Annotated in this window: 24 protein-coding genes; 3 read left to right on the top strand and 21 right to left on the bottom strand. The window is 58.7% G+C overall.

What is annotated here, in order from left to right; genetic code table 11:
* Window positions 1-116 precede the first annotated feature (116 nt).
* The 4 genes from QP442_RS03080 to QP442_RS03065 all read right to left on the bottom strand — a co-directional run bounded on the left by QP442_RS03080 (window position 117) and on the right by QP442_RS03065 (window position 4,584).
* Entirely contained in the window at window positions 117-1,523 is a 1,407-nt protein-coding gene (locus QP442_RS03080) for a DNA cytosine methyltransferase (RefSeq protein WP_006680351.1), read from the bottom strand.
* Window positions 1,520-2,770 carry a site-specific DNA-methyltransferase gene (locus QP442_RS03075; RefSeq protein WP_006680352.1) on the bottom strand — a complete coding sequence of 417 codons (1,251 nt, stop codon included), beginning with the start codon at window positions 2,768-2,770 and terminating at the stop codon, window positions 1,520-1,522. The genes QP442_RS03080 and QP442_RS03075 overlap by 4 nt, the downstream gene beginning before the upstream one ends.
* Window positions 2,742-3,932, bottom strand: coding sequence for a methionine adenosyltransferase (gene metK / locus QP442_RS03070; protein WP_103632978.1), 1,191 nt, complete (start codon window positions 3,930-3,932; stop codon window positions 2,742-2,744). The genes QP442_RS03075 and metK overlap by 29 nt, the downstream gene beginning before the upstream one ends.
* Before the next feature lie 79 nt (window positions 3,933-4,011).
* Complete coding sequence (locus QP442_RS03065) at window positions 4,012-4,584, bottom strand: P27 family phage terminase small subunit (protein WP_004007621.1); 573 nt, start codon at window positions 4,582-4,584, stop codon at window positions 4,012-4,014.
* A gap of 70 nt (window positions 4,585-4,654) precedes the next feature.
* Here QP442_RS03065 and QP442_RS03060 point away from each other — a divergent pair, with 70 nt between their 5' ends.
* Together QP442_RS03060 and QP442_RS03055 are read left to right on the top strand one after the other, a co-directional pair.
* Window positions 4,655-5,191 (top strand): ClbS/DfsB family four-helix bundle protein, encoded by a 537-nt coding sequence (locus QP442_RS03060; RefSeq protein ID WP_240923141.1) that lies wholly within the window; start codon window positions 4,655-4,657, stop codon window positions 5,189-5,191.
* Window positions 5,192-5,458: 267 nt separating this feature from the next.
* Window positions 5,459-5,863, top strand: a complete 405-nt coding sequence (locus tag QP442_RS03055; RefSeq protein ID WP_226998112.1) for a hypothetical protein — start codon at window positions 5,459-5,461, stop codon at window positions 5,861-5,863.
* Here QP442_RS03055 and QP442_RS03050 read toward each other — a convergent pair.
* The 8 genes from QP442_RS03050 to QP442_RS03015 all read right to left on the bottom strand — a co-directional run bounded on the left by QP442_RS03050 (window position 5,854) and on the right by QP442_RS03015 (window position 14,402).
* Complete coding sequence (locus tag QP442_RS03050) at window positions 5,854-8,343, bottom strand: glycoside hydrolase domain-containing protein (protein ID WP_285069579.1); 2,490 nt, start codon at window positions 8,341-8,343, stop codon at window positions 5,854-5,856. The genes QP442_RS03055 and QP442_RS03050 overlap by 10 nt on opposite strands.
* 409 nt (window positions 8,344-8,752) lie before the next feature.
* On the bottom strand, window positions 8,753-9,130 hold the full coding sequence (locus tag QP442_RS03045; protein WP_006680358.1) for an HNH endonuclease: 378 nt from the start codon (window positions 9,128-9,130) through the stop codon (window positions 8,753-8,755).
* Window positions 9,131-9,288: 158 nt separating this feature from the next.
* On the bottom strand, window positions 9,289-9,747 hold the full coding sequence (locus tag QP442_RS03040; RefSeq protein ID WP_006680359.1) for a hypothetical protein: 459 nt from the start codon (window positions 9,745-9,747) through the stop codon (window positions 9,289-9,291).
* Window positions 9,738-11,114 carry a DEAD/DEAH box helicase gene (locus tag QP442_RS03035; RefSeq protein ID WP_006680360.1) on the bottom strand — a complete coding sequence of 459 codons (1,377 nt, stop codon included), beginning with the start codon at window positions 11,112-11,114 and terminating at the stop codon, window positions 9,738-9,740. The genes QP442_RS03040 and QP442_RS03035 overlap by 10 nt, the downstream gene beginning before the upstream one ends.
* The gene (locus QP442_RS03030; RefSeq protein WP_006680361.1) at window positions 11,095-11,373 is read right to left on the bottom strand and encodes a VRR-NUC domain-containing protein; all 279 of its coding nucleotides are present in this window, start codon (window positions 11,371-11,373) and stop codon (window positions 11,095-11,097) included. The genes QP442_RS03035 and QP442_RS03030 overlap by 20 nt, the downstream gene beginning before the upstream one ends.
* 133 nt (window positions 11,374-11,506) lie before the next feature.
* Window positions 11,507-13,765: a phage/plasmid primase, P4 family gene (locus tag QP442_RS03025; protein ID WP_006680362.1), complete on the bottom strand. Its 2,259-nt coding sequence runs from the start codon at window positions 13,763-13,765 to the stop codon at window positions 11,507-11,509.
* The gene (locus QP442_RS03020) at window positions 13,762-14,202 is read right to left on the bottom strand and encodes a DUF7768 domain-containing protein (protein ID WP_006680363.1); all 441 of its coding nucleotides are present in this window, start codon (window positions 14,200-14,202) and stop codon (window positions 13,762-13,764) included. Before QP442_RS03020 ends, QP442_RS03025 begins: the two co-directional genes overlap by 4 nt.
* Complete coding sequence (locus QP442_RS03015) at window positions 14,199-14,402, bottom strand: hypothetical protein (RefSeq protein WP_006680364.1); 204 nt, start codon at window positions 14,400-14,402, stop codon at window positions 14,199-14,201. Before QP442_RS03015 ends, QP442_RS03020 begins: the two co-directional genes overlap by 4 nt.
* A 242-nt stretch (window positions 14,403-14,644) precedes the next feature.
* Here QP442_RS03015 and QP442_RS03010 point away from each other — a divergent pair, with 242 nt between their 5' ends.
* Complete coding sequence (locus QP442_RS03010) at window positions 14,645-14,827, top strand: hypothetical protein (RefSeq protein WP_131367586.1); 183 nt, start codon at window positions 14,645-14,647, stop codon at window positions 14,825-14,827.
* 100 nt (window positions 14,828-14,927) lie between these two features.
* Here the strand turns inward: QP442_RS03010 and QP442_RS03005 are convergent, their stop codons facing one another.
* The 9 genes from QP442_RS03005 to QP442_RS02965 form a co-directional block, all read right to left on the bottom strand.
* The gene (locus tag QP442_RS03005; RefSeq protein WP_006680366.1) at window positions 14,928-15,173 is read right to left on the bottom strand and encodes a hypothetical protein; all 246 of its coding nucleotides are present in this window, start codon (window positions 15,171-15,173) and stop codon (window positions 14,928-14,930) included.
* Between the two features lie 426 nt (window positions 15,174-15,599).
* The gene (locus QP442_RS03000; RefSeq protein ID WP_006680367.1) at window positions 15,600-17,567 is read right to left on the bottom strand and encodes a DNA polymerase; all 1,968 of its coding nucleotides are present in this window, start codon (window positions 17,565-17,567) and stop codon (window positions 15,600-15,602) included.
* A gap of 72 nt (window positions 17,568-17,639) precedes the next feature.
* The gene (locus QP442_RS02995; protein WP_006680368.1) at window positions 17,640-17,828 is read right to left on the bottom strand and encodes a hypothetical protein; all 189 of its coding nucleotides are present in this window, start codon (window positions 17,826-17,828) and stop codon (window positions 17,640-17,642) included.
* Between the two features lie 13 nt (window positions 17,829-17,841).
* The gene (locus QP442_RS02990; protein ID WP_006680369.1) at window positions 17,842-18,393 is read right to left on the bottom strand and encodes a DUF2815 family protein; all 552 of its coding nucleotides are present in this window, start codon (window positions 18,391-18,393) and stop codon (window positions 17,842-17,844) included.
* 17 nt (window positions 18,394-18,410) lie between these two features.
* Window positions 18,411-19,547 carry a DUF2800 domain-containing protein gene (locus tag QP442_RS02985; protein WP_103632976.1) on the bottom strand — a complete coding sequence of 379 codons (1,137 nt, stop codon included), beginning with the start codon at window positions 19,545-19,547 and terminating at the stop codon, window positions 18,411-18,413.
* The gene (locus QP442_RS02980) at window positions 19,540-19,938 is read right to left on the bottom strand and encodes a hypothetical protein (protein WP_006680371.1); all 399 of its coding nucleotides are present in this window, start codon (window positions 19,936-19,938) and stop codon (window positions 19,540-19,542) included. The genes QP442_RS02985 and QP442_RS02980 overlap by 8 nt, the downstream gene beginning before the upstream one ends.
* Entirely contained in the window at window positions 19,935-20,213 is a 279-nt protein-coding gene (locus tag QP442_RS02975) for a hypothetical protein (protein WP_006680372.1), read from the bottom strand. The genes QP442_RS02980 and QP442_RS02975 overlap by 4 nt, the downstream gene beginning before the upstream one ends.
* 34 nt (window positions 20,214-20,247) lie before the next feature.
* Window positions 20,248-20,889, bottom strand: a complete 642-nt coding sequence (locus QP442_RS02970; RefSeq protein ID WP_006680373.1) for a hypothetical protein — start codon at window positions 20,887-20,889, stop codon at window positions 20,248-20,250.
* 273 nt (window positions 20,890-21,162) lie between these two features.
* Window positions 21,163-21,309, bottom strand: a complete 147-nt coding sequence (locus tag QP442_RS02965; protein WP_006680374.1) for a hypothetical protein — start codon at window positions 21,307-21,309, stop codon at window positions 21,163-21,165.
* Between the last annotated feature and the right edge of the window lie 272 nt (window positions 21,310-21,581).

Here is a 21,581-nt window from a genome sequence, read left to right as displayed (position 1 = left end):
GTCGTAGGCTTCAGCCGCTTCGCCAGAAAGCTCACCCTCATGACCATCCTCCATCTCCTCTTTCCTCTAGTTAGGGGGTCGTTTGGTCATGTACATACAGCCATAGGTGCGAGCGCTTATCCAGTCCTTGCGCGAGCAAAATTCTTCAGTCTTTCAAGGACGTGGCGAGCCACGGGCAAAGCGATCCCGTTGCCCCACAACTTGTATTGCGCCGAATCCGACGTCGGGTCTGCGAGCCAGCTGGCGACCTGCTTGCGGGAGCGCGGCCTAACGCCTCGGAGGCGGTTCCATTCGGCCCACACGTCCACCCAGTAGTCGAGCTGGGCATCGGTGGGGTCGGTGATGGCGAGCTGGTCGCACCAGTCGTCGGGGAAGCCCTGCAACCGGGTGCACTCGACCGGCGTCAACCGTCTGGGGCGCAGCGACGAGCTGGCGACCATGGGCGGGTCGGTGTAATCCGTGGCCAGCAGCGCACCTGCCTGATCCTTGGTGGTGCGGGTGAAATAGTCGGCCTTGGATGCGGCATAGACGGGTTCCAAGATGACCATGCCGCCTTGGTTGCAGGTCGGCTCTCCGCCTTTCAGGTCGAGGGTTTTCGACACTTCTGCTTCGTAGCCGTAGTGGCCGCCACCGCTGCGGGACTGGTGGATCGAATTCAGGCCAAACACCCTGCGTTCCTCTGGGGCGTCGAGGAGGATGGGGACGTTGGTGGGTGAGTTGCCCATCCGGGCAGTCAGCGTCTGCACCACCCCCAAGGAGTTGACGGTCAACCTCGAGTCCTGCGGATGATGATCCATCAATATCACCGAGCTGCTACGGCCTCCAAGGCTTGCTTCAGGGGTGTGGGCATGGTCTTGTTCTTGCGTGCCGCCCGATTCAGGATTCCTTGGCAGGCTCGCGGGCTCAAAAAGAATCTCGGGTGCGGATCGGCCTGCAAAATCTGCGACAAGGTAGATGCGGCGGCGTCGTTGGGCGAGGCCGAAATGTTGCGCATCGAGTACACGCCACGCAACCGAGCATCCGCCTGCCACGACGGTCCCAGCGTCGGCCCACCGCGTGTCAGGAACAGGCACGTCAGGGACGGACGGCGCGACGACCTGGATGAGGCTCGTGAGGACGGCGGCGAAATCCGCCCCTTGGTTGGAGGAGAAGGCTCCCGGCACGTTCTCCCAGACAGCAAATCGGGGATATTGGTCATTAGTCGCCTCCCTCATTTCCTTGATGATGCGAACAGCCTGAAAGAACAGGCCGGAACGTGAACCTGCCAGCCCGGTCTGCCGTCCTGCGACCGACAGGTCTTGGCACGGCGACCCGAACGAGATGATGTCCACCGGCTCGATCACGGTGCCGTCGATAGTGTTGACGTCGCCGAGGTGGGTGACCGCGGGCAGACGGGTGGTGGTGACGAGGATCGGAAACGGCTCCACCTCGGACGCCCAGACGGGGCGGATACCGACGTTGAGGGCGGCGAGTGGGAAGCCGCCCGACCCGTCAAACAGAGAGCCAAGCGTCAACGCGGTCATGTGGTGCCTCGATCCACTGCCTTCACGACATCCAGGTAGGCGAGCTGCTGGCTGTCGCGGAGACACGTGATTCCTGCGGCGTCTCCGGTGGCGTCGGCGTAGCGGCGCAGGATCACGGAGGCGTATTTTTCGTCGAGTTCCATGCAGTAGGCGATGCGGTCGGTTGCCTCAGCTGCCATGAGTGTGGAGCCTGAGCCTGCGAAGGTGTCGAGCACGATCGTGTTCGCCTGGGTGGAGTTCCCGATCGGATACGCCAACAAATCCAGCGGTTTGGAGGTGGGGTGGTTAGCGTTGCGGCGGGGCTTGGCGAAGTTCCAGATCGTGGTTTGTTTCCGGTCGGCGTACCACTTGTGCTTACCCGTCTTCACCCACCCGAATAGCACCGGCTCGTGCTGCCACTGATACGGGGAACGTCCCAATACGAGGGAATCTTTAACCCAAATACAACAGCCCGACAGGTAGAAACCAGCATCTTGAAAAGCGCGACGGAAGTTCAATCCTTCAGTGTCAGCGTGGAACACATACGCGGATGCGCCCTTCTCACACACGCCCACCATGTTCGAAAACGCTGATAGCAGGAAATCGTAGAACTTATCGCCATCCATCTTGTCGTTCTTGATGGACAATCCGGATCCTGATTCGAAGGCGACGTTATATGGCGGATCGGTCAACACAAGATTCGCACGCTTACCATCCATCAACAACTCGACGTCCTCGGCGCTGGTGGCGTCGCCGCACACGAGTCGGTGGCGGCCAAGCGTCCAGATATCCCCACGCTCCACGAAAGTAGCAGCTTCTAACGCGGCGGTGAGGTCAAACTCGTCATCCTCCACCTCACCCTCATCCAATGAGCCGATAAGCTGCGCGATCTCAGCGTCATCGAAACCGGTGAGTTCAGCGTCGAAATCCGAAGCATCGAGGTCGGCAATCAAGAGTGAGAGTTTGTCCTGGTCCCATTCGCCGCTGATCTTGTTGAGCGCGATGTTGAGTGCTTTCTCGCGCGTCTCATCCAGCTCCACGACGATCACGTCCACGTCCGTGTGGCCGAGGTCTTCGAGCACTTTCAAGCGCTGATGACCACCAATGACATGCCCGGTGGTGGAGTTCCAGATAACGGGCTCGACGTAGCCAAACTCGGTCAGGGATCGCTTGAGCTTCTCGTATTCGGGATCGCCGGGCTGGAGGTCTTTACGAGGGTTGTAGTCAGCGGGCTTCAGCTCAGCTATTGGCATTGTTTTCATGAGCATGCTTCTTCACCGCCTTCCCTAAAGCATTAACGTGAGCGAACGAGCTCTCCCAGCGCAGACCGGCATGGCCGAAGTGACCGTAGGTTGAATACTGTGTAAAGCCAGGCTTGCGAAGGTTCAAGGCGTCGATGATTGCTCCGGGGCGCAGCGGAAACACTTCCCGCGCAGCAGCAGTGAGGATCTCGTCAGAGTATTCGCCGGTGCCGAGGGTGTCGATGGTGAAGGCGACCGGATCAGCTTTCCCAATCGCATAACTGATCGCCACCTGACACTCATGAGCCAGACGAGCGTCGACGATCGTGCGGGCGATCAGGCGCGTCATATAGGCACCCGAACGGTCAACCTTCGAGGCGTCCTTGCCCGAGAACGCGCCACCACCATGGAGCGCGAGTCCGCCGTAGGTGTCGACCATCAGCTTGCGGCCCGTCAGACCCGTGTCTGCTTTCGGCCCACCAACCGTAAAAGATCCGGAGGGGTTGACGAGAATCTCGGTGTCGGCGCTGATCGACAGGTACGGTTTGCACGCGGGTGCGACGATCAGTGTTTTGACCTCAGCTGCAAGCTCATCCAGATCCTTGATCTTCTCGTGTTGGATCGACACCACCACCGTCTCAACCGCCACGGGCCTACCAACATCGTCGTAACGAACTGTCACCTGCGCCTTACCATCGGACTTGATCCCGGTGATCGTGCCGTCCTTGCGCGCCTTATCGAGGCGGGCGCAAATCTCGTGTGAGAGCACAAGCGGCAATGGCAAACGCTCCGGGGTCTCGACCGTGGCGTAACCGAAGACGGTGCCTTGGTCACCTGCTCCTTGGAGGGCGAATTCGGTGTCGTCACCGAACCGTGCTTCGAGCGATCGGGTGACTCCTGCGTTGATGTCTGGGGATTGGCGGCGTGTCCAGACGAAAACGAGGAACTTCCACGGCACATAACCCGCCTTCACCAGCGCGTAACGCACCGACTCACGAATACGCGGACGAACCTTCGAAGTGATCTCGCCAGTCACAATGATCCTGCGGCCAGATGCCATCACTTCTACTGCAACGCGGGCAGCAGGATCCTCGTAGAGGATATCGTCAAGGATCGTGTCAGCGATCAAATCACAGAGCTTATCGGGATGGCCGATACACACGGCCTCAGCAGTCTTCGTAACAGACATACACACTCACTTTCCAAAGAATCGGGACATAGAAAAGTGCCCACCCATCTCGGGCAGGCACACGAGAATCAAAGGGGTGTTAGGAGCGGGCTTGCAGCAGGCGCTCCATCACGTCATCACCCGGCGCCGAACCTGAGTAGTCGCTGGTGCAGGTGGCGCGCACTATCTCGTAAATCTCGTACCAGTACACGTTCGCTTGCTTCCCGAAAGACTGGGACATAGCAACGAAAGGGGATGCGATCGCAGCCCCTGTGGTTGGGTGTTTGCCGAGCAAGCCGAACTTGGAGATCGCCTGTTCACACTGCACATAACGCGCGAACGCCTGCGCATAGGATTCGATCAAGCGCGGTGCGACGAACTGGGAACAGCCACGTTGATCGAGCCATTGCCATGTTTCTCGGTAGACGAGGTCAGCGCCGAGGGGTTTACCATCACGCTGAATCTCCGACAGATACTCGGCAGGCTCCGGCATCACCTCACCAGCAAGCACCGCACCATCCCCGATATCTGAGCCTTCAAAGTCAAACGGCTCACCCAGCGGATCATCAAGCCGCGTGGCTGGGCGGCCAGCTGCGAGCTTCGCATTCAGCGGATCGGGTTTCGCACCTGCCCGCACACGGCGGCCACCCCGGTTCGTTCCGTCTTTCGCCATAGGTTTTCATCTGCTTTCCTGCTGTGAGACAATTAGTGGCGTGCCGAGACCGAAGACGAAAACTGAACTATTGGATGCCGCCGAGGCGCAGTATGCGAAACTGGACAGCCTCATTGAGGGCATGAGTTCCGACGATCAGCATACGAATTTTGATCCCAGCATCACTCAAATCGGTAAAGAAGCCCACTGGGCGCGGGACAAAAACCTGCGCGACGTCCTTGCCCACCTGCACGAGTGGCAGCGCATGTTGCTTGGCTTCGTCGACGCCAACCGCCAGGGTCAGCCTCGACCGTTTCTTCCGTTTCCTCACACGTGGCGAACCACGCCAACGCTCAACCAAGAGATTTGGACTCAATATCAGGGCACTGAGCTTGAGGCTATCCGCGAGAACCTCGCTGACAGCCACACCGCAGTAGTGGCTCTCATCGGCGAGTTCACCAACGAGGAGTTATTCACCAAGGCGCATTTCCCGTGGACGGGCACAACCTCGCTCGGCTCCTACTGCGTGTCAGCCACATCAAGCCACTACGAATGGGCAATCAAAAAGCTCCGTGCATTCACCAGAAAGCCGCCAGAACAACCCCATAACCAAGCCGCCCCCCAGTAGCTTCTTACCACGCTGTACACCACAGACAGATACTCGGGAGCCTCTGGTATAGGCGCTCCCGTGCGCCTTTTCGTGACTGTCGGGTTCAACGCACCAGGCCTCGTGCCTGCATTCACGCAACATCCGCCCGATCAGCGCTATCCTTAGCAATGCAGGGAAACCCTTCTTGTAGAATGAGAACTTATTGGGGCATACAACTCCTGATGCCGTTGCCGTATCAAAATGTGTAGCGAAAAGTTGAAGGGACTGGTCATCAAAAAAATATCTGTGTTTCTTGTATCCGCTCTGGCATATTTTGTCGGCGCGTGGCTTTTCGCCGCCATCTTTCTACGGTGCAAGGATCAGGATCAGAGATTTTTTGTGGTCTTCTTATTGATGCCACTCATGTATGTGTGTTTCACGATTCTTCTTCTGCTTTTTAATAAGCATTTCATCGGTATTCAATCTGCCCGCGCGTTGCAACTTTCAGCAGGAGCCTTTATCGGACTCTCAGCTTTTCTCTTTTCACTCGATGGTGTCGGCTCGTTAGTTCATAGTGATTCTTTTTCTCAACTGCTGAGCCAGTTTTCCGTTCCCGCCATCGGCGCTCTTGTTGCTGGTGGTGTAGCGCTTGGGTTTAGCGTTTTTACCCAAGCGCCACACCAAGGAAAAGACCAAATCAATTATCGGTAGATGAATTCAGCTAGCTTTCGGCAAGCTGTCAAACGAATCTCTTCCTTGACGTATCCAGCCAGGAACCATCCTAAAACGGCGCTATCCAAGTCGGCATATTCACTTATTTTCTGATATGCCTCAGTGGAATTATTCGCCCCCAAGCTCCAGCCAATCTGCTTGAATCTGTTGGCAAGTTTGCTGGAATTGTTGTAGTACTCTCGCAATGTTGCTGACAGAAGATGAGCGTTGGAGTCGTTGCCGTTTTCTAGCGTGTTAGCGATAACGATGGCATCTCCGTCACAGCAGAGATCGTCACGGTTACAGTTGTTTCCTACCGATTCCCATTTTCCCTTGTCGTTTTTCTTGTCAAGTACTAGCCCCTTCAAGCCAGGATGCTGACGGTAATCGTTACCTTGACCGATTAGAGCTGTGGCCACCTGATCCAGGTTCGCACTGGGATTCCACTCAAGTGTTTTCTGAATATTCTCCATGGCAGTAGCTAGGTCTCCGGCCCAGCCAGTCCACGCATCAGGGATAACATTCCAGTTGGTGTATCCAAGTGTTGTTGCCGCCAGATGCGCCAGATCAACCGATTCTCCGGTCTTGTCGGTCATGGATTGCCGCCACATGTTATCAATATAGCGATTCAAGGCAGCGATGATCTTCTTGCCTACAGCGTCCTTCTCGAGTACGCTCGCGTCAGCACTCCTGAAACTTTCGGCAGACACGGACCAATTCACCGCAGATCCACTACCACCGTCACGCAGGTAGGCTTTTGCTAAATAGTTGAGGATGCAACGCCAAGTCGGAACGGCAATCCGCGTTCCCGCACCATGAGAACCCGCAACGTAGTCTTTTCCAACCTTGCCACTGGCACGAAGTTCTTCGAAGCGTTTCTCTAAATGCCAGATCAGATCAATCGGAGCCAACTTGTTGTAGTCAATGCTGGTGTCGGGCCCAGCGCCACCGGCACTCGAAGGAGCAACATGATCAACTGCCGCTGCTTGTCCTGAATAGGCGACCCTGTCTAGGTCAAAACCAGCACCCTTGTAGTCACTGATTTCAGTGAACTGGTCATAGTTCCAACTATCAGGAATAGGGAAGCCGAGGTTGCCAGAAAATCCTGTAGACATGTCCGAGACGAACGCGCTTCCAGCGTAGCCGGCTTTAATGATGCGGCTACAAATATTGCGTGATGCGTAAATACCCACTTTGTATCCGCCTCCCAGGCTTCCACGCACACCCTGAAAATACGGAAGAATATGACTTGTGATCTGAGGGTCGGTCGCGTCGAAATCAACTGCGAAATAGATATACGTTCCCGGAATGCCAAGTCTTTGGGCTGCTTGCCTTGCGAGCGTGGCATGGCGAGTTCCGTTTTCTCGAGTGAAGTGGCGCAATTCGGTGGAATACTCTTGGAATATCGGGAAGAACTTCATCCCTCCGTTGGTGATGCGTTCAAGTTCTCCGGGGCGAATTGCTTTGAAATAGTCAGACGGATCTTTTGAATCCTGATTCGGCTCAGTCAGGTAACGTCCTACGATCTCATAGCCGTTCGCCTTAAGTAGGTTAAGTCGCTCAGCCGTAATCTCGAAGCGTGTATCGCATGCTTTGCAGGCGCGATTCGGATCACCTTTCGAGGTCAACAGGCTCATCCATGTAGTCGAGTCGACCACCCCGCTTCGTGGGAGCTGATACTTTGCTTGGAATTGCGGAACGAACGTTGACAGTGCGGTTTGTGCAGAAGGATAGATATCGGGAGAAATCCGGTTACACACTAGAGCAACCTGAGCTAGCCAAGCCCACTTCGGTAAACTTGCCGCATTGCTGGGTGTAACTATTGTTAGACGCGCTTTGGTGCCATTGCCGAAATTACCTGTGGCTTCCGCAGGGCTAAATCCTTCAATGGCTTGCAAGACCTGAATCAGAGCAGTGTTCATTTCCCGACCGTAGAGTCCATCGGTTGGGATGATTCCGGTATAAGCGCGATACTGTTGGTTGATTTGTTGCTGTGCTTGCCGAATCGCTGAAATGCCCCCATAAGAGCGAAGCAGGACGAATTGCTGCATTGACAACAGCGCTTTCATGACGTCGAGCGTCACAGTGGAATCTCCACCAATGCCCATGTCGCTCTTAAGCTGTTTGATGGCCTTTCCAGTTCCGCTATAGAAGTGAGTCGTGATATCGCTGGCACCGGCAGAATATCCCTTGCACCACAAGGCGCCTTGGATAATGCCGTACACATTAGAAGTCTCCTGTGCACCGTCATCCTGTTGGCGGATGCCGTTAGGCCACCGCGACTGGAAGCGACTGATAGTTCCCGGTCCGAAATTGTTCGCCGTTGTCGTAATACCCAGCTCGATTTGCAGGGCCCGAATCAAAGCGTTGACCGTGCCCCAGCCGGTATATCCGTCCTCTATGACTGAACCGAAACCAGCCTTGCTCCTATAGGTGCGATTAAGCCATTGCTGTGTTTTTAGCACCATTTGATCTGTCATGATTCCTCCTTTTTGGAAACCAGTTTGTTAATTCAAGACAGGCGAACACCTGCCAGGGAGGGATCCAGAACACCGGATGAGAAGCTCCGAGTTTATTGCCCTCACCTGTACGTCCCTGGCAAACCCAAATCCGGACGGACAAAGCGCAAGAAAACCGAGCAACACTCAGCGGGATTTCACCCCTCACTGGCACTGCCGACAAATAACGAAGTGTTAATACCCTGTTTGATTCAGGAACTTTGCGCGCGGTTGGCCCCGCCCGCTGACCTTCTCAAGAGCTGTAGAAATCGAGACCCCCCTACCCCTCGCCAGGCTTTCGACATTGCCCCGTATCCAACGAACACCATCGAGGTAGGCATCTTTGAAGTTCTAAATGATCGACGCGACAGGCGCGAACGTAGCGGGCTCGTCAATACGAGTAGACCCTAGATGCTTGCCTCCAGCGATCATCATCGAGCGCACTCTGGCGCGAGTGGCAGGGCTTACACAAGGCGCGGAGGTTATCAAAGTCGTGGGAGCCACCGTGCTCAAGCGGGAGAACGTGGTGGACTTCCTGTGCGGGCGTGTACCGGCTGGCCGCGAGGCAGTCTTCGCAGAGCGGGTGGGCGGCGACGTAGGCGGCGCGGATTTTACGCCAGCGCGCGCCGTAGCGGGCGTTGATCTTCGGATCACGCTGATACTTCCGATAGTGTGCGTCTTCCACCTTCGCGTGCTGCTCGCAGAAACGTTCGTGGGTGAGCTCAGGGCAACCAGGATGGGAGCACGGGGACGCTGGTTTGACCGGCATCGCTTGCTCCTTCCCACTGGATGTGGTGAAGCCCCAAGACTCCCGTGTGTGGGTTCTTGGGGCTTTTCCTACTTTTCAACCACCTACATCATTGCAGGCCGGAAACGGTAAATGCATCCGCCGTTCCTGACACCTTTTGGCGCAAGGGTGCAAAACCCTCACAAACGGCCATACAGAGCGGTCGCAAGACGAGCCAGCGCGCGCGACTTCTTCTGGTAGGCGGTCGTGCGCTCAACATAGAAGTGGTTGCAGATCTGCTGGACCGCATCATCCTGGGTACCCTCGCCGAGGAAGAACGCCTCCAACACCAACCGGTCATCCTCGGAGAGGATCTCCCATGCAGGCAGGAACCAGTCCATGTACTGGCGCGCCTCAGCGTATCGGGCTTTGTAGGTGTCGATGCGCTCGATCGTTGCAACGATGCTGTTCTCCGAAGCGTGAAGGTCGCCTGATGGCGGGGTGCCGTCCATACGTGGGGATGCGGGGCTAGCCGCATCCGCATAAGCCGCCTTGATCTGCTCGTCGGTACTCTCGATGATCTGTTCCATCACCGCATAATCCTGTAACGCAGCGATCGCAGCTTTCCTTGTGTCGAGGTACTTCGTCATCACATGCATGACGACTCCTTCCTGCTTGTGGTTGTGAGTTCGGTGGCGACCGCGTCAATCAACGCAGCCTGCGTAGCGTCTTTCGCATCAAGGGCTTTAAGGACGGCTTCATCGAGCGTCCCCTCAGCAACCAGATGCGTGATCGTGACCGGCTCTAATTGCCCTTGCCGATACAAGCGAGCGTTCGTCTGCTGGTAAAGCTCCAAAGACCAGGTAAGCGAAAACCACACCAGCAGATGCCCACCTGCCTGCAGGTTCAATCCGTGACCGGCAGATGCTGGGTGGATCAGTGCGAGGGTGATCGCACCTTTGTTCCATGCCTCGATATCCGCGCTTGTTTTCAGTTCGCGAGCCTGCGGGAATCGCGCGATGATGCGTTCGCGGTCGTGAGTAAACCAGTAGGCCACGAGCAGTGGGTTGCCGTTGGCTGCCTCGACGAGGTCTTCGAGGGCGTCAAGCTTCCGATCATGAACCGCCGTCCATTCGCCATCGCCCGTGTAGATCGCGCCCGATGCCAACTGCAGGAGCTTGCCCGACAACGCAGCAGCATTCGCAGCATCAATCGTCGCCTCACCAAGTTGGAGGACGAGGTCGGCTTTGAGTTGCTCGTAGACCTTGCGTTCTTTCGGCTCCAACTTCACGGGCATCGTCGTGACCGTCAATTCCGGTAGCTGCAGGTGGTCGGTGGTGCGCATCGACAACGTCATGTCTGCGATGGCGTCGTAGATCTCGTCCTCCGCCCCCTCGCGGGGTTTATAGGTGAACACCTGCATCCCATTGCGCTTATCGGGGGTGAACCAGCGCTCGCGGTAGCGGGTAATGAAACGGCCCAAACGCTCGCCGCCGTCGAGGAGCCGGAACTGTGCCCAGATATCCATCAACCCGTTGGATGCTGGTGTTCCGGTCAGGCCTACCCAACGCTTCACGTGCGGACGAACCTTCACCAATGCCGTGAATCGTTTCGCCCGGTGGTTTTTGAAGGAGGACAGTTCGTCGATGACGACCATGTCGAACGGCCAGCCATCGCCGTACTGACCCACGAGCCAGGGGATGTTCTCCCGGTTGATGACGGTCACCATCGCAGACGCCGCGAGAGCGTTCAGCCGGTCTTGTTTGGTGCCGACAGCGACCGATACGGTCAAACCTCGCAGGTGATCCCACTTCGCTATTTCGGTTGGCCACGTATCGCGGGCTACCCGCAGTGGTGCGATGACGAGGACGCGGTGGATGGTGAAGTAGTCGAGCATGAGCTGCCAGATCGCCGTCAACGTGATCACCGATTTGCCCAAACCCATCCCAAGGAAGATCGCGGCCTCGTCATGGTCGATGATGAAATCGGTCGCTTGACGTTGGTAGTTATGCGGCGTGTAGTGCATCAAGCACCTCCTGTATGCCGTCCATCGAATCAACAACCAACGCGGTGAAGCCTTGCTGGCGTAGCTGGTTCATCCGTCGGCGTTGGATCGGCCGAGGCTTTTTGCCGGGGGCTTTCACTTCGACGAAGACGACCTGGCCTCCCATCAGGCATAGCCGGTCAGGTACGCCACTGGTTCCAGGGCAGACAAGCTTCCAGCACAAGCCCCCGGAGGCTTCAACGGCCTTTTTGAGCTGGGCTTCGATGTGGTGTTCGTTCATGGTCACTCCTTGAGTGGTTTTCCACGGGGTGACGACTGGTGACGGTTGGATTTGAACTTTTCTAAAGGCGATATTTTTATGGCCTTAGTAATAGTTCAATACCGGTCGTCACCGGTCGTCACCCTCATCGGGTTTAGCTGTTGAATTCGCTGGTCAGAGCTAGTCCGTAGACGTACATGCCGTGCTTGGACTTGCGTCGTTCAAACCCGGATTGTTCGAGAGTGGCGTTGAAGTCGACCATCGGCCGCGCCCACCCGCTGGTGGATTGCGCCCACGCCCGATACTCCTGATACAGGTCACCGGCGCGTTCGGATAGGGCCGGGTCCACCTCGCAGCGGGCGTCAAGGAATTGGGCGAACCAGTTGTTCTCTTCCCGATATGCGCTTGAGGCAGCGACCACTTGGGCGGGCGGGGTGAGCTGGTACTCCTCGGCGTGGATGAGCCGCGCGCCTTCCATGATCCATGCAAGTACCGCTCCGCCGGCGGTCTCGTAGAGGTAGTCGGCGTAGTTCTTCACATCGGAGCTACCCTCGATGACCGCGTTGAACGGGATCACGATGAGCCTGCGCCAGATGCCCGCATCCATCGCGCCCACCCTCGGTAGGTGGTTTGTGTAGAGGATGAGCGTGTGGGACGGGGTGAACGCGAACGGCGCCTTGTACTTCTTCTCCGCGTAGATCTGGTCGGTGGAGGCGAGCTGTTTAACCGTCGAGGTCGACAGTCTTACGCCTTCTTCGGACTCGGCGGCGATGATGAGCCGTTTGCCTTTCGCCTCGGCAAGTTCAGGTTTGACGTTCCGGTTCCCGCCAATGGTGAGCACGTCGGCGGACATGTTGCCCGCATACGTGCCGAGCACTCTCGCGATCGTGTTCCAGAACGTGGACTTGCCGTTGCGGCCGTCCCCGTAGGCGATTACAAGCGCTTCGACCATGACCTTCCCGACCGCTGCCAGCCCGACGATCCGCTGCACATATCCGATCAGCTTCCGGTCGGATTCGAAGAACACGTCGAGCGCCTGTTTCCAGATGTCTGTGCCCGTGTCGGTGGGGTCGAGCGCAGTTTGTTTCGTGATCAGATCCAGCGGGTTATGGTCACGTCGGGTGCCGTCACGCACATCCCATGTCCCAGACGGCGTGTTGAGGAGATACGGGTCAGCGTCCAGTTGATCGGGCGTGGTGAGCAGCATCGGGTGCGCTTCCCGCAGGCAGGAGGTGATTGCCCGGGACTCACGGCGTTTCAACACGAACGCCTCGTAGGCCTTCGCATCCTCGAACGCCCGGTAGGCGGCCCGCTGAGCTGACGTGAAACCGGCGAGTGCTTTCGCTTTCGATGAAGCGGCTGCAAGCACCGCATCCGCGCCCGTCACCGCGAGCTGGTCGCGGGCTTTCTCCAACAGATGGCCGGCCTCGGCTAGTTGCCGGTCGGTCAGTTCCTGGGCGATGCCTTGCGCAGCAGGCGCAGACTCAGACCACACGCCCCCGTCGTAGACGAGCCAGTCTGTGGCTTCCGTAAATGCCAGACGTGACGAGTATTCTGCGGTGAGCATCGAAGCTTGCCCCACATCGGTGAAATCATCCGGCCGCAGGCTCGTCAGCTCCGCGTACACTTCCGGCGAGAGGTAGTCCGGATCGGCAGCGACTTTGGCGGCGAACCGGCACGCCGAGCCCCAGATCGACTCCAACTCGTGATCCGACAGGGGCGGCTCGCACAGCAATGCTTTCCGATCGAACAGGTCACGGGCCTGTGCGGTCTGCCCGTAACGGATCAGGACACGCCCGGCGAAGCGGGACAGGGTGGCGTTGCGGGAGCCTTCCCCGATCACCTGGGTCGAGGCATCGAACGCTGCGAACACGTCGATCTCATCGGCTTCGTCCAGCCAAGCATCCAGTAGCTTCGTGCCGTCGTGGACGGTGACCTCGGGGTTGGTGGTGCCGTAGATGAACCGTCCGGCATCCAACGCCTGCGGGTCGAAGAACCTGAACCGGGCTGCCAGGCGGCGCTTCAACCCCGCATAGGTATCTGCGTCCGTGACTTCGGTGATCGGGAAGTAGACGTGGAAACGAGGCCTCGCCGACAGCACGCCCTTCGCCTTCTGGTGGTTCCGGGAAGTGGCGGTCATGAACTCGACTCCAGCCATCAACTCGGCGAGCTTCTCCGGTGTGACCCAGTCGGACGATTCTTCGGTGTGGTCGTTGTCGATGTCCATCACCACACAATCCGAGGACACGAAACTCGCCGACGAGCGCCGATCGCCAGTGTAGGTGGCGGCGACGTGATCCCACCTGGCCACCAGCTGCAGGTCAGCCTGGTCGGTGACGTGGTGGTGGTTCGGATAGTGGTTGTTGTGCGGGTTGCCGCTGTTGGTCGCGGCGCACAAGGTAAACGGGGTCATGCGGGGTGCACCTCCTGGAAGTCGGCGTTGAAGAAGCGGACGGGGATGTTCATCTGGTGGGCCCAGTCGATTTCGGCGCGCATCCCTGCCGACACATGTCCGATGTAGGCCCATAGCTGTTCGCATTTCGACAGCAGGATGCGGTTGAAGAACATGACCAGCTCACGGGCATCCGGGTCGGTGTCGTCCATGAACTGCGGATAGTGCAGATGCGGGGCGAGTGGGATCCGGCGTGCCGACACCGCGAACGCGCAGAACCGGCGGGCAAGTTTCACGTTGGCGTCGATGTCTCCGGAGTACGGGGAGCAGATGTACACCAAGGGCCGATACCCGTACTCGGCGCGCTGGATTTCTTTCAGCGCCTTGTAGCAGGTGGGGTCGGGGTATCCTTCGATGTTCTTCTTCGGGATACCGATGTCGAGGGCAGCGGCGGTCATGACTGGTCTCCCGTCTGCCCGAAGGCGAGAGCGTGGTAGGCGTCGATCATTCGCGCCTGGCAGGCGACCTGTTGCTCCAGGTTGTCGATGCGGGCATGAGCCACGCGCAGGGCATCCAGTAACGCGATAGCTGTCTGTAGTGGGTCAGTGTCGAGGTCGCGTAGGAACGTGGCGACGCGTGGATCATTGGGGCATATCATGAGTCGGCTCCATTTCTGAGAGCCTGATAGACAAGTAGGTGGCGCGGTTACGCACATGGCTCTCAGTAGGAGGCCAGAAACCAGCAGGGAGTTAACCCCCTCGGCAGAGTTTCTGGTCACTGAGCTTTGAGGCTCTCGCCCATACGCCCCTGAGGACCGACGAATCCGGACGGGTCAACCCCAGGTCGATACCGGGTATATCCGGTAGACCTTCCACTACGGGTCAGGTGATCATGAGAGCTATGAGCGAGATGGATAAAGCGACCGTATGGGCGGTGTTCCAGAACATGCGCCTGTTCTGCCTCTTGGAGTACCTGCGTGACCTCGACCAAGCACTGGTGCGGAGCCGGAGTGATGAGCAGATCCGCCAGTACTTGCATGAGCTTCTCGACGCTGACCCGGCAATCGTCCTCGACTACCAGTAGGCCGCCCAGCAAGTTATTACGGTCTACATCAATCCACGCAAAGAGGCGCCCCAACTAGTTGTGCTAGTTAGGACGCCTCTCACATCGACGGTTCAGGAGGTCATGATCGGAAAATAATCTTCACTCCGTCGCTGATTTGCTGAGCGTAGTCACTCAGTTCGGGATCGCTGATCTTTCCTCCGCGTTTCTTGAATATGCGTTGCAGCGCGGGCTTGATCTGTTCTACAGGCTTACCGCGATACTGACGAGCCAGTGACTCGAAATCTCGGTTGTACCCTTTAGCCATTTCATCCATAGCAGGCTGAACGAGCTTCTGAAGAGCTTTCTCGTCAAAATTGATCTTCACGCTCAAACTCCCTGCCGGATAGTAGTGTCTGGATGCCGTTTAGCCGTGGCTTCCGTAACAAAACGGCCGGTAATGGATGAGCGGTGCACTGGACGGTTTCCGCCGTTACCCACCGTTTCTGCAGTCGTTGTACGTGGGCTTCGGCGAGCCGTCGAAGCTTTGACGAATCGCCCTGTAGACGCACTTCGGTGAACAGTTCGTGCCATGAGACACCTTCTTTCTGGCTTTCGCCAAATGGTGAACACTACGCACGAGAGCATGTAGAGTTGGAATCCTAGAGACCAAACTAGGTACCAGCCCCGAACGCCTCGCAACCCCGAGATTCGGGGCTTCGGTGTTCATGGGATAGATTTTACCTGCCTAATTACACTGATGTGATTTCCGTGCGCTCTCGAAACGAACCCTGTGGATAACTTCCAAACCTGGTCAGTCTTTCTGGTAGTAGTCACATTCGTAGCCATCCGCGTTGAGCGGTAGCCCGTCTGCCCAGGCAGGGAGCGTCGCCATGAGAGCACAGGCGTCAGCGACGGTGAAGACCGAGTCTTGGGGTTCGTCGATGACGATTTCGTCGTGGACGTGCATGACAATCCTGTGCCCAGCCTCGGCGACGAGCTGCATGGCGTGGACGAGGAGGTCACGGGCGACTGCTTGGACGATGTTCTCCACGAGTTTCCCGCCGTAGGTTTCCAGTCGACCCCACTTCCTGCCCGTGGTGACGCCGCTGTAGGTGATGGAGGTGCCGCCCCACCGGTTCTCACCAAGCCTCGGCTGCACATACGCCAGCCGTCTGCCCGAGGGCAGGGTGATGAACAAGATGCCCGACTCGACCGAGAAACACAGGTTGCGCAGCCGGAGGGTACTGCGGGTAGTGATCGCGTCGAGGGCGGCCTGCTCGACGTCTGCCCAGAGTTGCACGATGTTGGGGTTGGCTGCCCGCCAGGCGTCGACGGTCGGTTTGAGTTCGTGCTCGGCCAATCCCATCCGCAGCGCACCCATCGCCTTGAGCGCTCCGACGGAGCCGTTGTAACCGCAGGCCAGCGTGGCGATCTTCCCCTTCTGGCGAAGCTCGGCGTTGACGCCATGTTTCTCGACGGGCACGCCGAACATGCGCGACGCGGTTTCGCAGTAGAGGTCTTTGCCGTCACGGAAGGCTCGGAGGGTGGATGTTTCTCGGGCCAGCCAAGCGATCACGCGGGCTTCGATCGCGGAGTAGTCGGCGACGATGAGCCGGCAACCCTCGCTAGGGATGAACGCTGTCCGGATCAATTGGGAGAGCGTGTCTGGGACGGAGTCGTAGAGCAGTTCGAGCGCGTCGAGGTTGCCTTGTCGGGTGAGGGTGCGGGCAGCATCGAGGTCGGGCAGGTAGTTTCGAGGCAGATTTTGGACTTGGACGAGGCGTCCGGCGAACCTGCCGGTGCGTCCCGCGCCGTAGAACTGGATGAGCCCACGAGCCCGTCCATCGCTGCCTGCCACGTTGTGCATCGCCTGGTACTTCTTCACCGAGCTTTTCGCGAGGTCGCCACGCAGCTCCAACACTTCCCGCACCACGCCGGTGGCAGTCTCTAGCGCAGCTGCGACTTCTGCCTTCGCCAAGGACGACATCTTGCAGCCGTTGGTGGTGAGCCAGTCCTTCAACTGGATCGGTGAGTTCGGGTTCTCCAGGCCGGTCAACTCCCGCGCCCTCACCAATGTCGCCGTGCTGTGTTGGCCGTCGAGAGCGACGGCAGCATCTGCAAGGGTGCGGTCAAGCAGGATTCCGGTGTCGTTGATGGTCTGGTCCAGGGCATAGGCGTCCCACTCGGCCTCGGGCATCGGAAATGGCGAGAGCCGGTCGTGGATTGCGAGCTCAACCTCGACGTCGCGCCGGTTATAGTCGACAAACTGCGCCCAGCCGGTTGGGTCAGATGCAGGTAGGTTCCTGGTGCCTCCACCGTTCAACACGCTCGGTGTTGCCGGCGTGCAGAACTGCTTGATCAGCTTCTTGCCCGCGCTGTCTTTCTTGACGTCGAGATCAAGAGCCGTACCGACCGCATCCAAGCTCATCGGCAGACCGAGGTAGGCCGCCCACACCATCGTGCAACGCCACTGCGCCGGATCAAGAAACTCCTCAGCGAGGAGGTCTGGGTGGTGGCGGCGCAGCCACGCCGAGAATGCGACCCGCTCGAAGGCGGCGTTATGCGCCCACTTGACCACGCCAGGATCGACGAGTGCGGCAAGCAGCTCGTCGGGCAGCTGCTGGCCGCTGGCGAGGTCGATGACGTGGACGTCGCCGCTGTCGATGCTGTAGCCGAACAGAAGCAGCTCGAACTCAGGATCAGTGGCATACGGGTACACGCCGGACTTGGTGAGGTTGACGGGGCTGTACGTTTCGAGGTCACAGGCCAATGAGCGCATGGATCAGTCCTTTCATGGACAGATGTGGAGGGAACCACCGTGATCGGCAGTCCCCTCCACAAGGTGATGGTGTTACTCGGGTGCAGTTTCAGTGCGGGCGATATCGTTGGCCGTCACGCGTGCTCGTTCTTCTTCGAGAAGCTTGGCGAAGCGTCGTTCTTCACGCTTGTCGGAGATCCACGACAGCAGTAGCGTGACGCCAACGGGGATCAGGACATAGACCCACACAGCGAGGGTGATCGCCATGAAGCAGTCCTTCATCACGGTGAGCTCCTTAGTTGAGGAAGTCGTCGCTGGCGGCGGGGGTGCCGAAGTCGGACTCAGCGGAGATGCGCCCTGCGCCGAGGGGTTCACCGTCGCGGAGCTTCTGGATGTTGCCCAGCCCGCAGGCGATACCACGGTTCCCGTTCGTGTTGAACGCATAGAACGACAGGCTCACGCGGGCGTAGCAACCCGAATAGACTTCGGAGCGGTCGAGGATCGGGGCGACGTTCTCGTCGACCACCTGCGGCGGGGTCAGCGAGTTCGCGTTGACGAAGTAGGCGTTGGCGTAGGCTTCGTCGTCGCGCTCGGTATCCCCGTCACGCAGCGGCAGTTTCAACGCGGCCTTGTTTGGCCGCTTGCCCCCGAACTTGGCCGTACCGGCATCGATCGCCGCATCGATGGCCTTCTCGATGGCGGTGATGGTGGCGGTGTCGGTCTTCGGGATGATCAGCGACACCGAGTACTTGGGCTTACCGCCCTGGATCGAGTTCGGCTCGAACACGTGGGCATAGGAGAGCCGGACTTCACCGGTGACGATACGAGTCGGATTCTGAGTAGACATGATTGTCCTTCTTTCTGTTAGTTACTGGTTTTCGTGAATTCGGATTCAGCGCTGCGAATGTCGAGCGCGGGTCGTTTGTCGCTCTCGGGTACGAGCGTCGGCTTACCCACCGGCTTGACCACCAGGCCGCCGAGAACCTCGTTGAAGGTCTTCTTGCCCATCAGCTTTTCCATCGCCGTGAGCGTGATGAGGCGCTTGTCGTAGATGTCGTGGTACCCGGCCGCCTCAGCCGCCTCGGAGACGGCGGTTTCGTCGGTGTATTTGCGGACAGACCGGCCTGCGACGAGCTTGAACCCGTCCCACGTCTTGCCCTGGTTCACCGCGAGGGAGAGGGCGTAGGCCTCCACGTCCGCAGCCCACGTTTTGAGCTGTGGAATCCTCGCAAGGACATCCGCGATCTCCGCATCCGTCAGCTCGGCTGGTGGGGTGAACTCCCGCTTGGCGAGCGCCAGGTTGGCTTCGGCTCGTACCCGGCAGGTCGGCGCGATGCGGCAGAACTGACACCACGAGCCGGCCTGGTAGTCGCCTTCGCCGCGGGCAGCCAGGGCAGCGATCGGCTTGACCGTGTTCTCGCCCCATGTGATTAGGTCCTGGGTGCTGATCGTCCAGGTTTCGACGTTGGTGCGACGAGGCTGGAAGATGCTTAGCGCGACTTCCTCGATGTTGTAGAGGGCGTCGAACGCGGCCAGGGCTCCGAGCCCGTAGAGCATGAGCTGTGGGTTCTCTACCGGGGACACCTCAACGCCCATGCCGTACTTCAGGTCAATGACCTGCAAGGTGGGCTCGGCAACGATCACGCAGTCACCGGTCCCGAAGCCGCCCGGGGCGAGGTGGGAGTAGTCCAGGCGCTGCTCGACATACACCTGCGGGTCCGGGCAGTGCTCCCGAGCAGACTCGAGGTGCTGGGCCACGAAGGCGACGTAGTCGTCGGTGTGGCCCTCCATCTCCTCATCAATCCACTCTGAGGTAGGCCGCTTGGCGCGGCGCTTGAGGAACCGCTTGAGCTTGTACTCAGCCAGAGCGTGCGCGGCCGTACCCTGCAACGCTGCGTCCGACGGGGCGTCAGCCACGCCATCTGTGGCGAGTGCGGAGGGCGGGCAATGCACCCACCGGTGAGCACTCGAAGCACTCAAAAGTGCGTGGCTTTCAGGCATGGGCGATCTCCTTAGCCCCAGCCATGATCTGGCCGAACTTGGCCGGGTCTACCTCTGAGAGGGCCTTCGCGCCAGCGTCCAGGATGAGCTGGCGCACCTTGGCGGTGTAGCCCTGCTGGGACAGCTCCGCCAGGAAAGCGCGCACCTCTTCAAGCGTGTACTCGCGCATCGAAGCCGCCTCAGCCTGCTGTGTCTCGATCTGTTCCTCAAGTTCGGCGTGGAAGGAGGGTTCCTCGAGGCGCGCGGCGGAAACAGGCCTGTGGCCAGCCAGCGCGTACTCGTCCTCAATCTGCTCCCAGCCGTCAGCTTCGAGCGCCTGCGCAATCTGGGAAAGGCCCTCCATGGTGTGGTTGATGCCCGCGACCAGGGCATTGCGGTGCTGCGGGTTCATGCCGCAGCACCACCGTTGTCGTAGGTGAGCTTGCTGCCTGCCGGGTGACGCTCGATGGACGCGTTGAGAGCTGTCTCATCGACCTCGGGCTTTGTTGAACGTCGAGTCAGGGTCACGTCATGAACCCACCGCCCTGGCACAATCAACATCAGCTCGTTGATCGGGCCAAACAGCCAGCGCAGGATGCGCTCCCTGATATTCACTCGTGCGAGGTTGACATCGGCGGCCGGGTCCGGCGCCTCGTCGATACCGACTCGAATATGACGACCACTCATGATTCATGTCCTTTCAGTTGAGGTTGTTGGTCGCCTATACGTCTTCCCGTGGCTGTTGAACCGGACAGCCGTCGGGGAATTGGTCATGGATCTTCTTGATGGCGCGTTTGACTGCGGTGCCGATTGTGTTGGCGTGCCGGTCAATCTCCGCCTTACTCGCATCGGGATGCTCCGTCCTCGCAATGTCGGCATAGCTCAGGTTTTCGCCCAAATTCAGGCGCACCCAGCCCCGATGTCGGGGCGAGACCACGGAGAGCACGATCTCAACCTGCTCGCGTGCCAGGTCGAACTCCTCGCCCCTCATCAGGAGAGTCTCGGGTGATGCGTTGTCCGCCGGGTCGAGCTGCTGGGCAAGCCTGCGCCGTGCACTTGGTCTAAATGTCGACGGGTCATCCAAGTCATGTTCGCGGCCACCATCCTTAGTGGCATGCTTGCGCGCGTTCTCCCGTTCCCTGAACACGGCATACTGTTCACCTAGGTACTCGAGCTTCCACTCAGGCAGATACTCCTCGTCGAAGATCATCCGACGAAACTGCGCATCAGCCGGCAAATCATAAAGCTCAACCCACGCGCCGCCGCGCGTCGTGGGCATACGGAAATGGACGTGTTCCTTACCCCGAAAGTCCTTTGTGAACCGGATTGTGTAGGGCTTTGGTGTGGTGGCGTTGCCTGCCATGGTGGACTCCTGTCGCTTACTGCGACGGAGGCCCGACTCCACCTGGACGTTGGTGGTGCGCGAAGATCAACCACGGGGACGAAAACAGGGCAGGCCAACCACCCAGGCATGCGTGCCTGAGTGACTGACCTGCCCTGGACGTCCAGAAGGGCGAATCTCCGCGCGGATTGTTGAAATAAGTTGGGTGCGGGCAGCTGTCCCGCGTGTCATCGAAAGATCTCGGTGAAGGTGGGAGGGTGCCCGGCCGGTACCAGGCCAGACACCCCCAACCGGTTACTTCTTGCCACCCTTGGACTTGGGAGCCCGTTGGGACAGAGCAGAAGCTGCGGCGGTCTTAGCCGCCTTGGAATACCGCTGGTCACGCATGACCTTCGATGCGGCAGAAGCAGCAGCCTTGCTAGTTCGACGTTGACTCGTCATCTCGGTTCACCTCCTCCCAATCAGCCTGATTCGTCCTTTTTGCCGAGTTTTTCTCTCGGTCCGCCTACACCGGCTGGTAACATGGGCCACAGTGGTCGATGCGCCTACGCCGGTGGATGGCTTGTTTTCAACACTAAGAAAGCCCCCTGTTTTGACAGGAGGCGAAAGAAGGCGAAAGGAGGCAAGATGGCTCGCCTTCCTCAGCCAGAGTTTGCTCTAGGTCTGCTATTGCGGACTATCCGGCCGTCCTTATCTCTCGACGTCAAAGGCGA

Source organism: Pauljensenia sp. UMB1177, assembly GCF_030217965.1.
In the GTDB taxonomy this organism is placed as follows: Bacteria; Actinomycetota; Actinomycetes; order Actinomycetales; family Actinomycetaceae; genus Pauljensenia; species Pauljensenia turicensis_A.
This window is presented reverse-complemented; position numbering and strand designations above follow the sequence as displayed.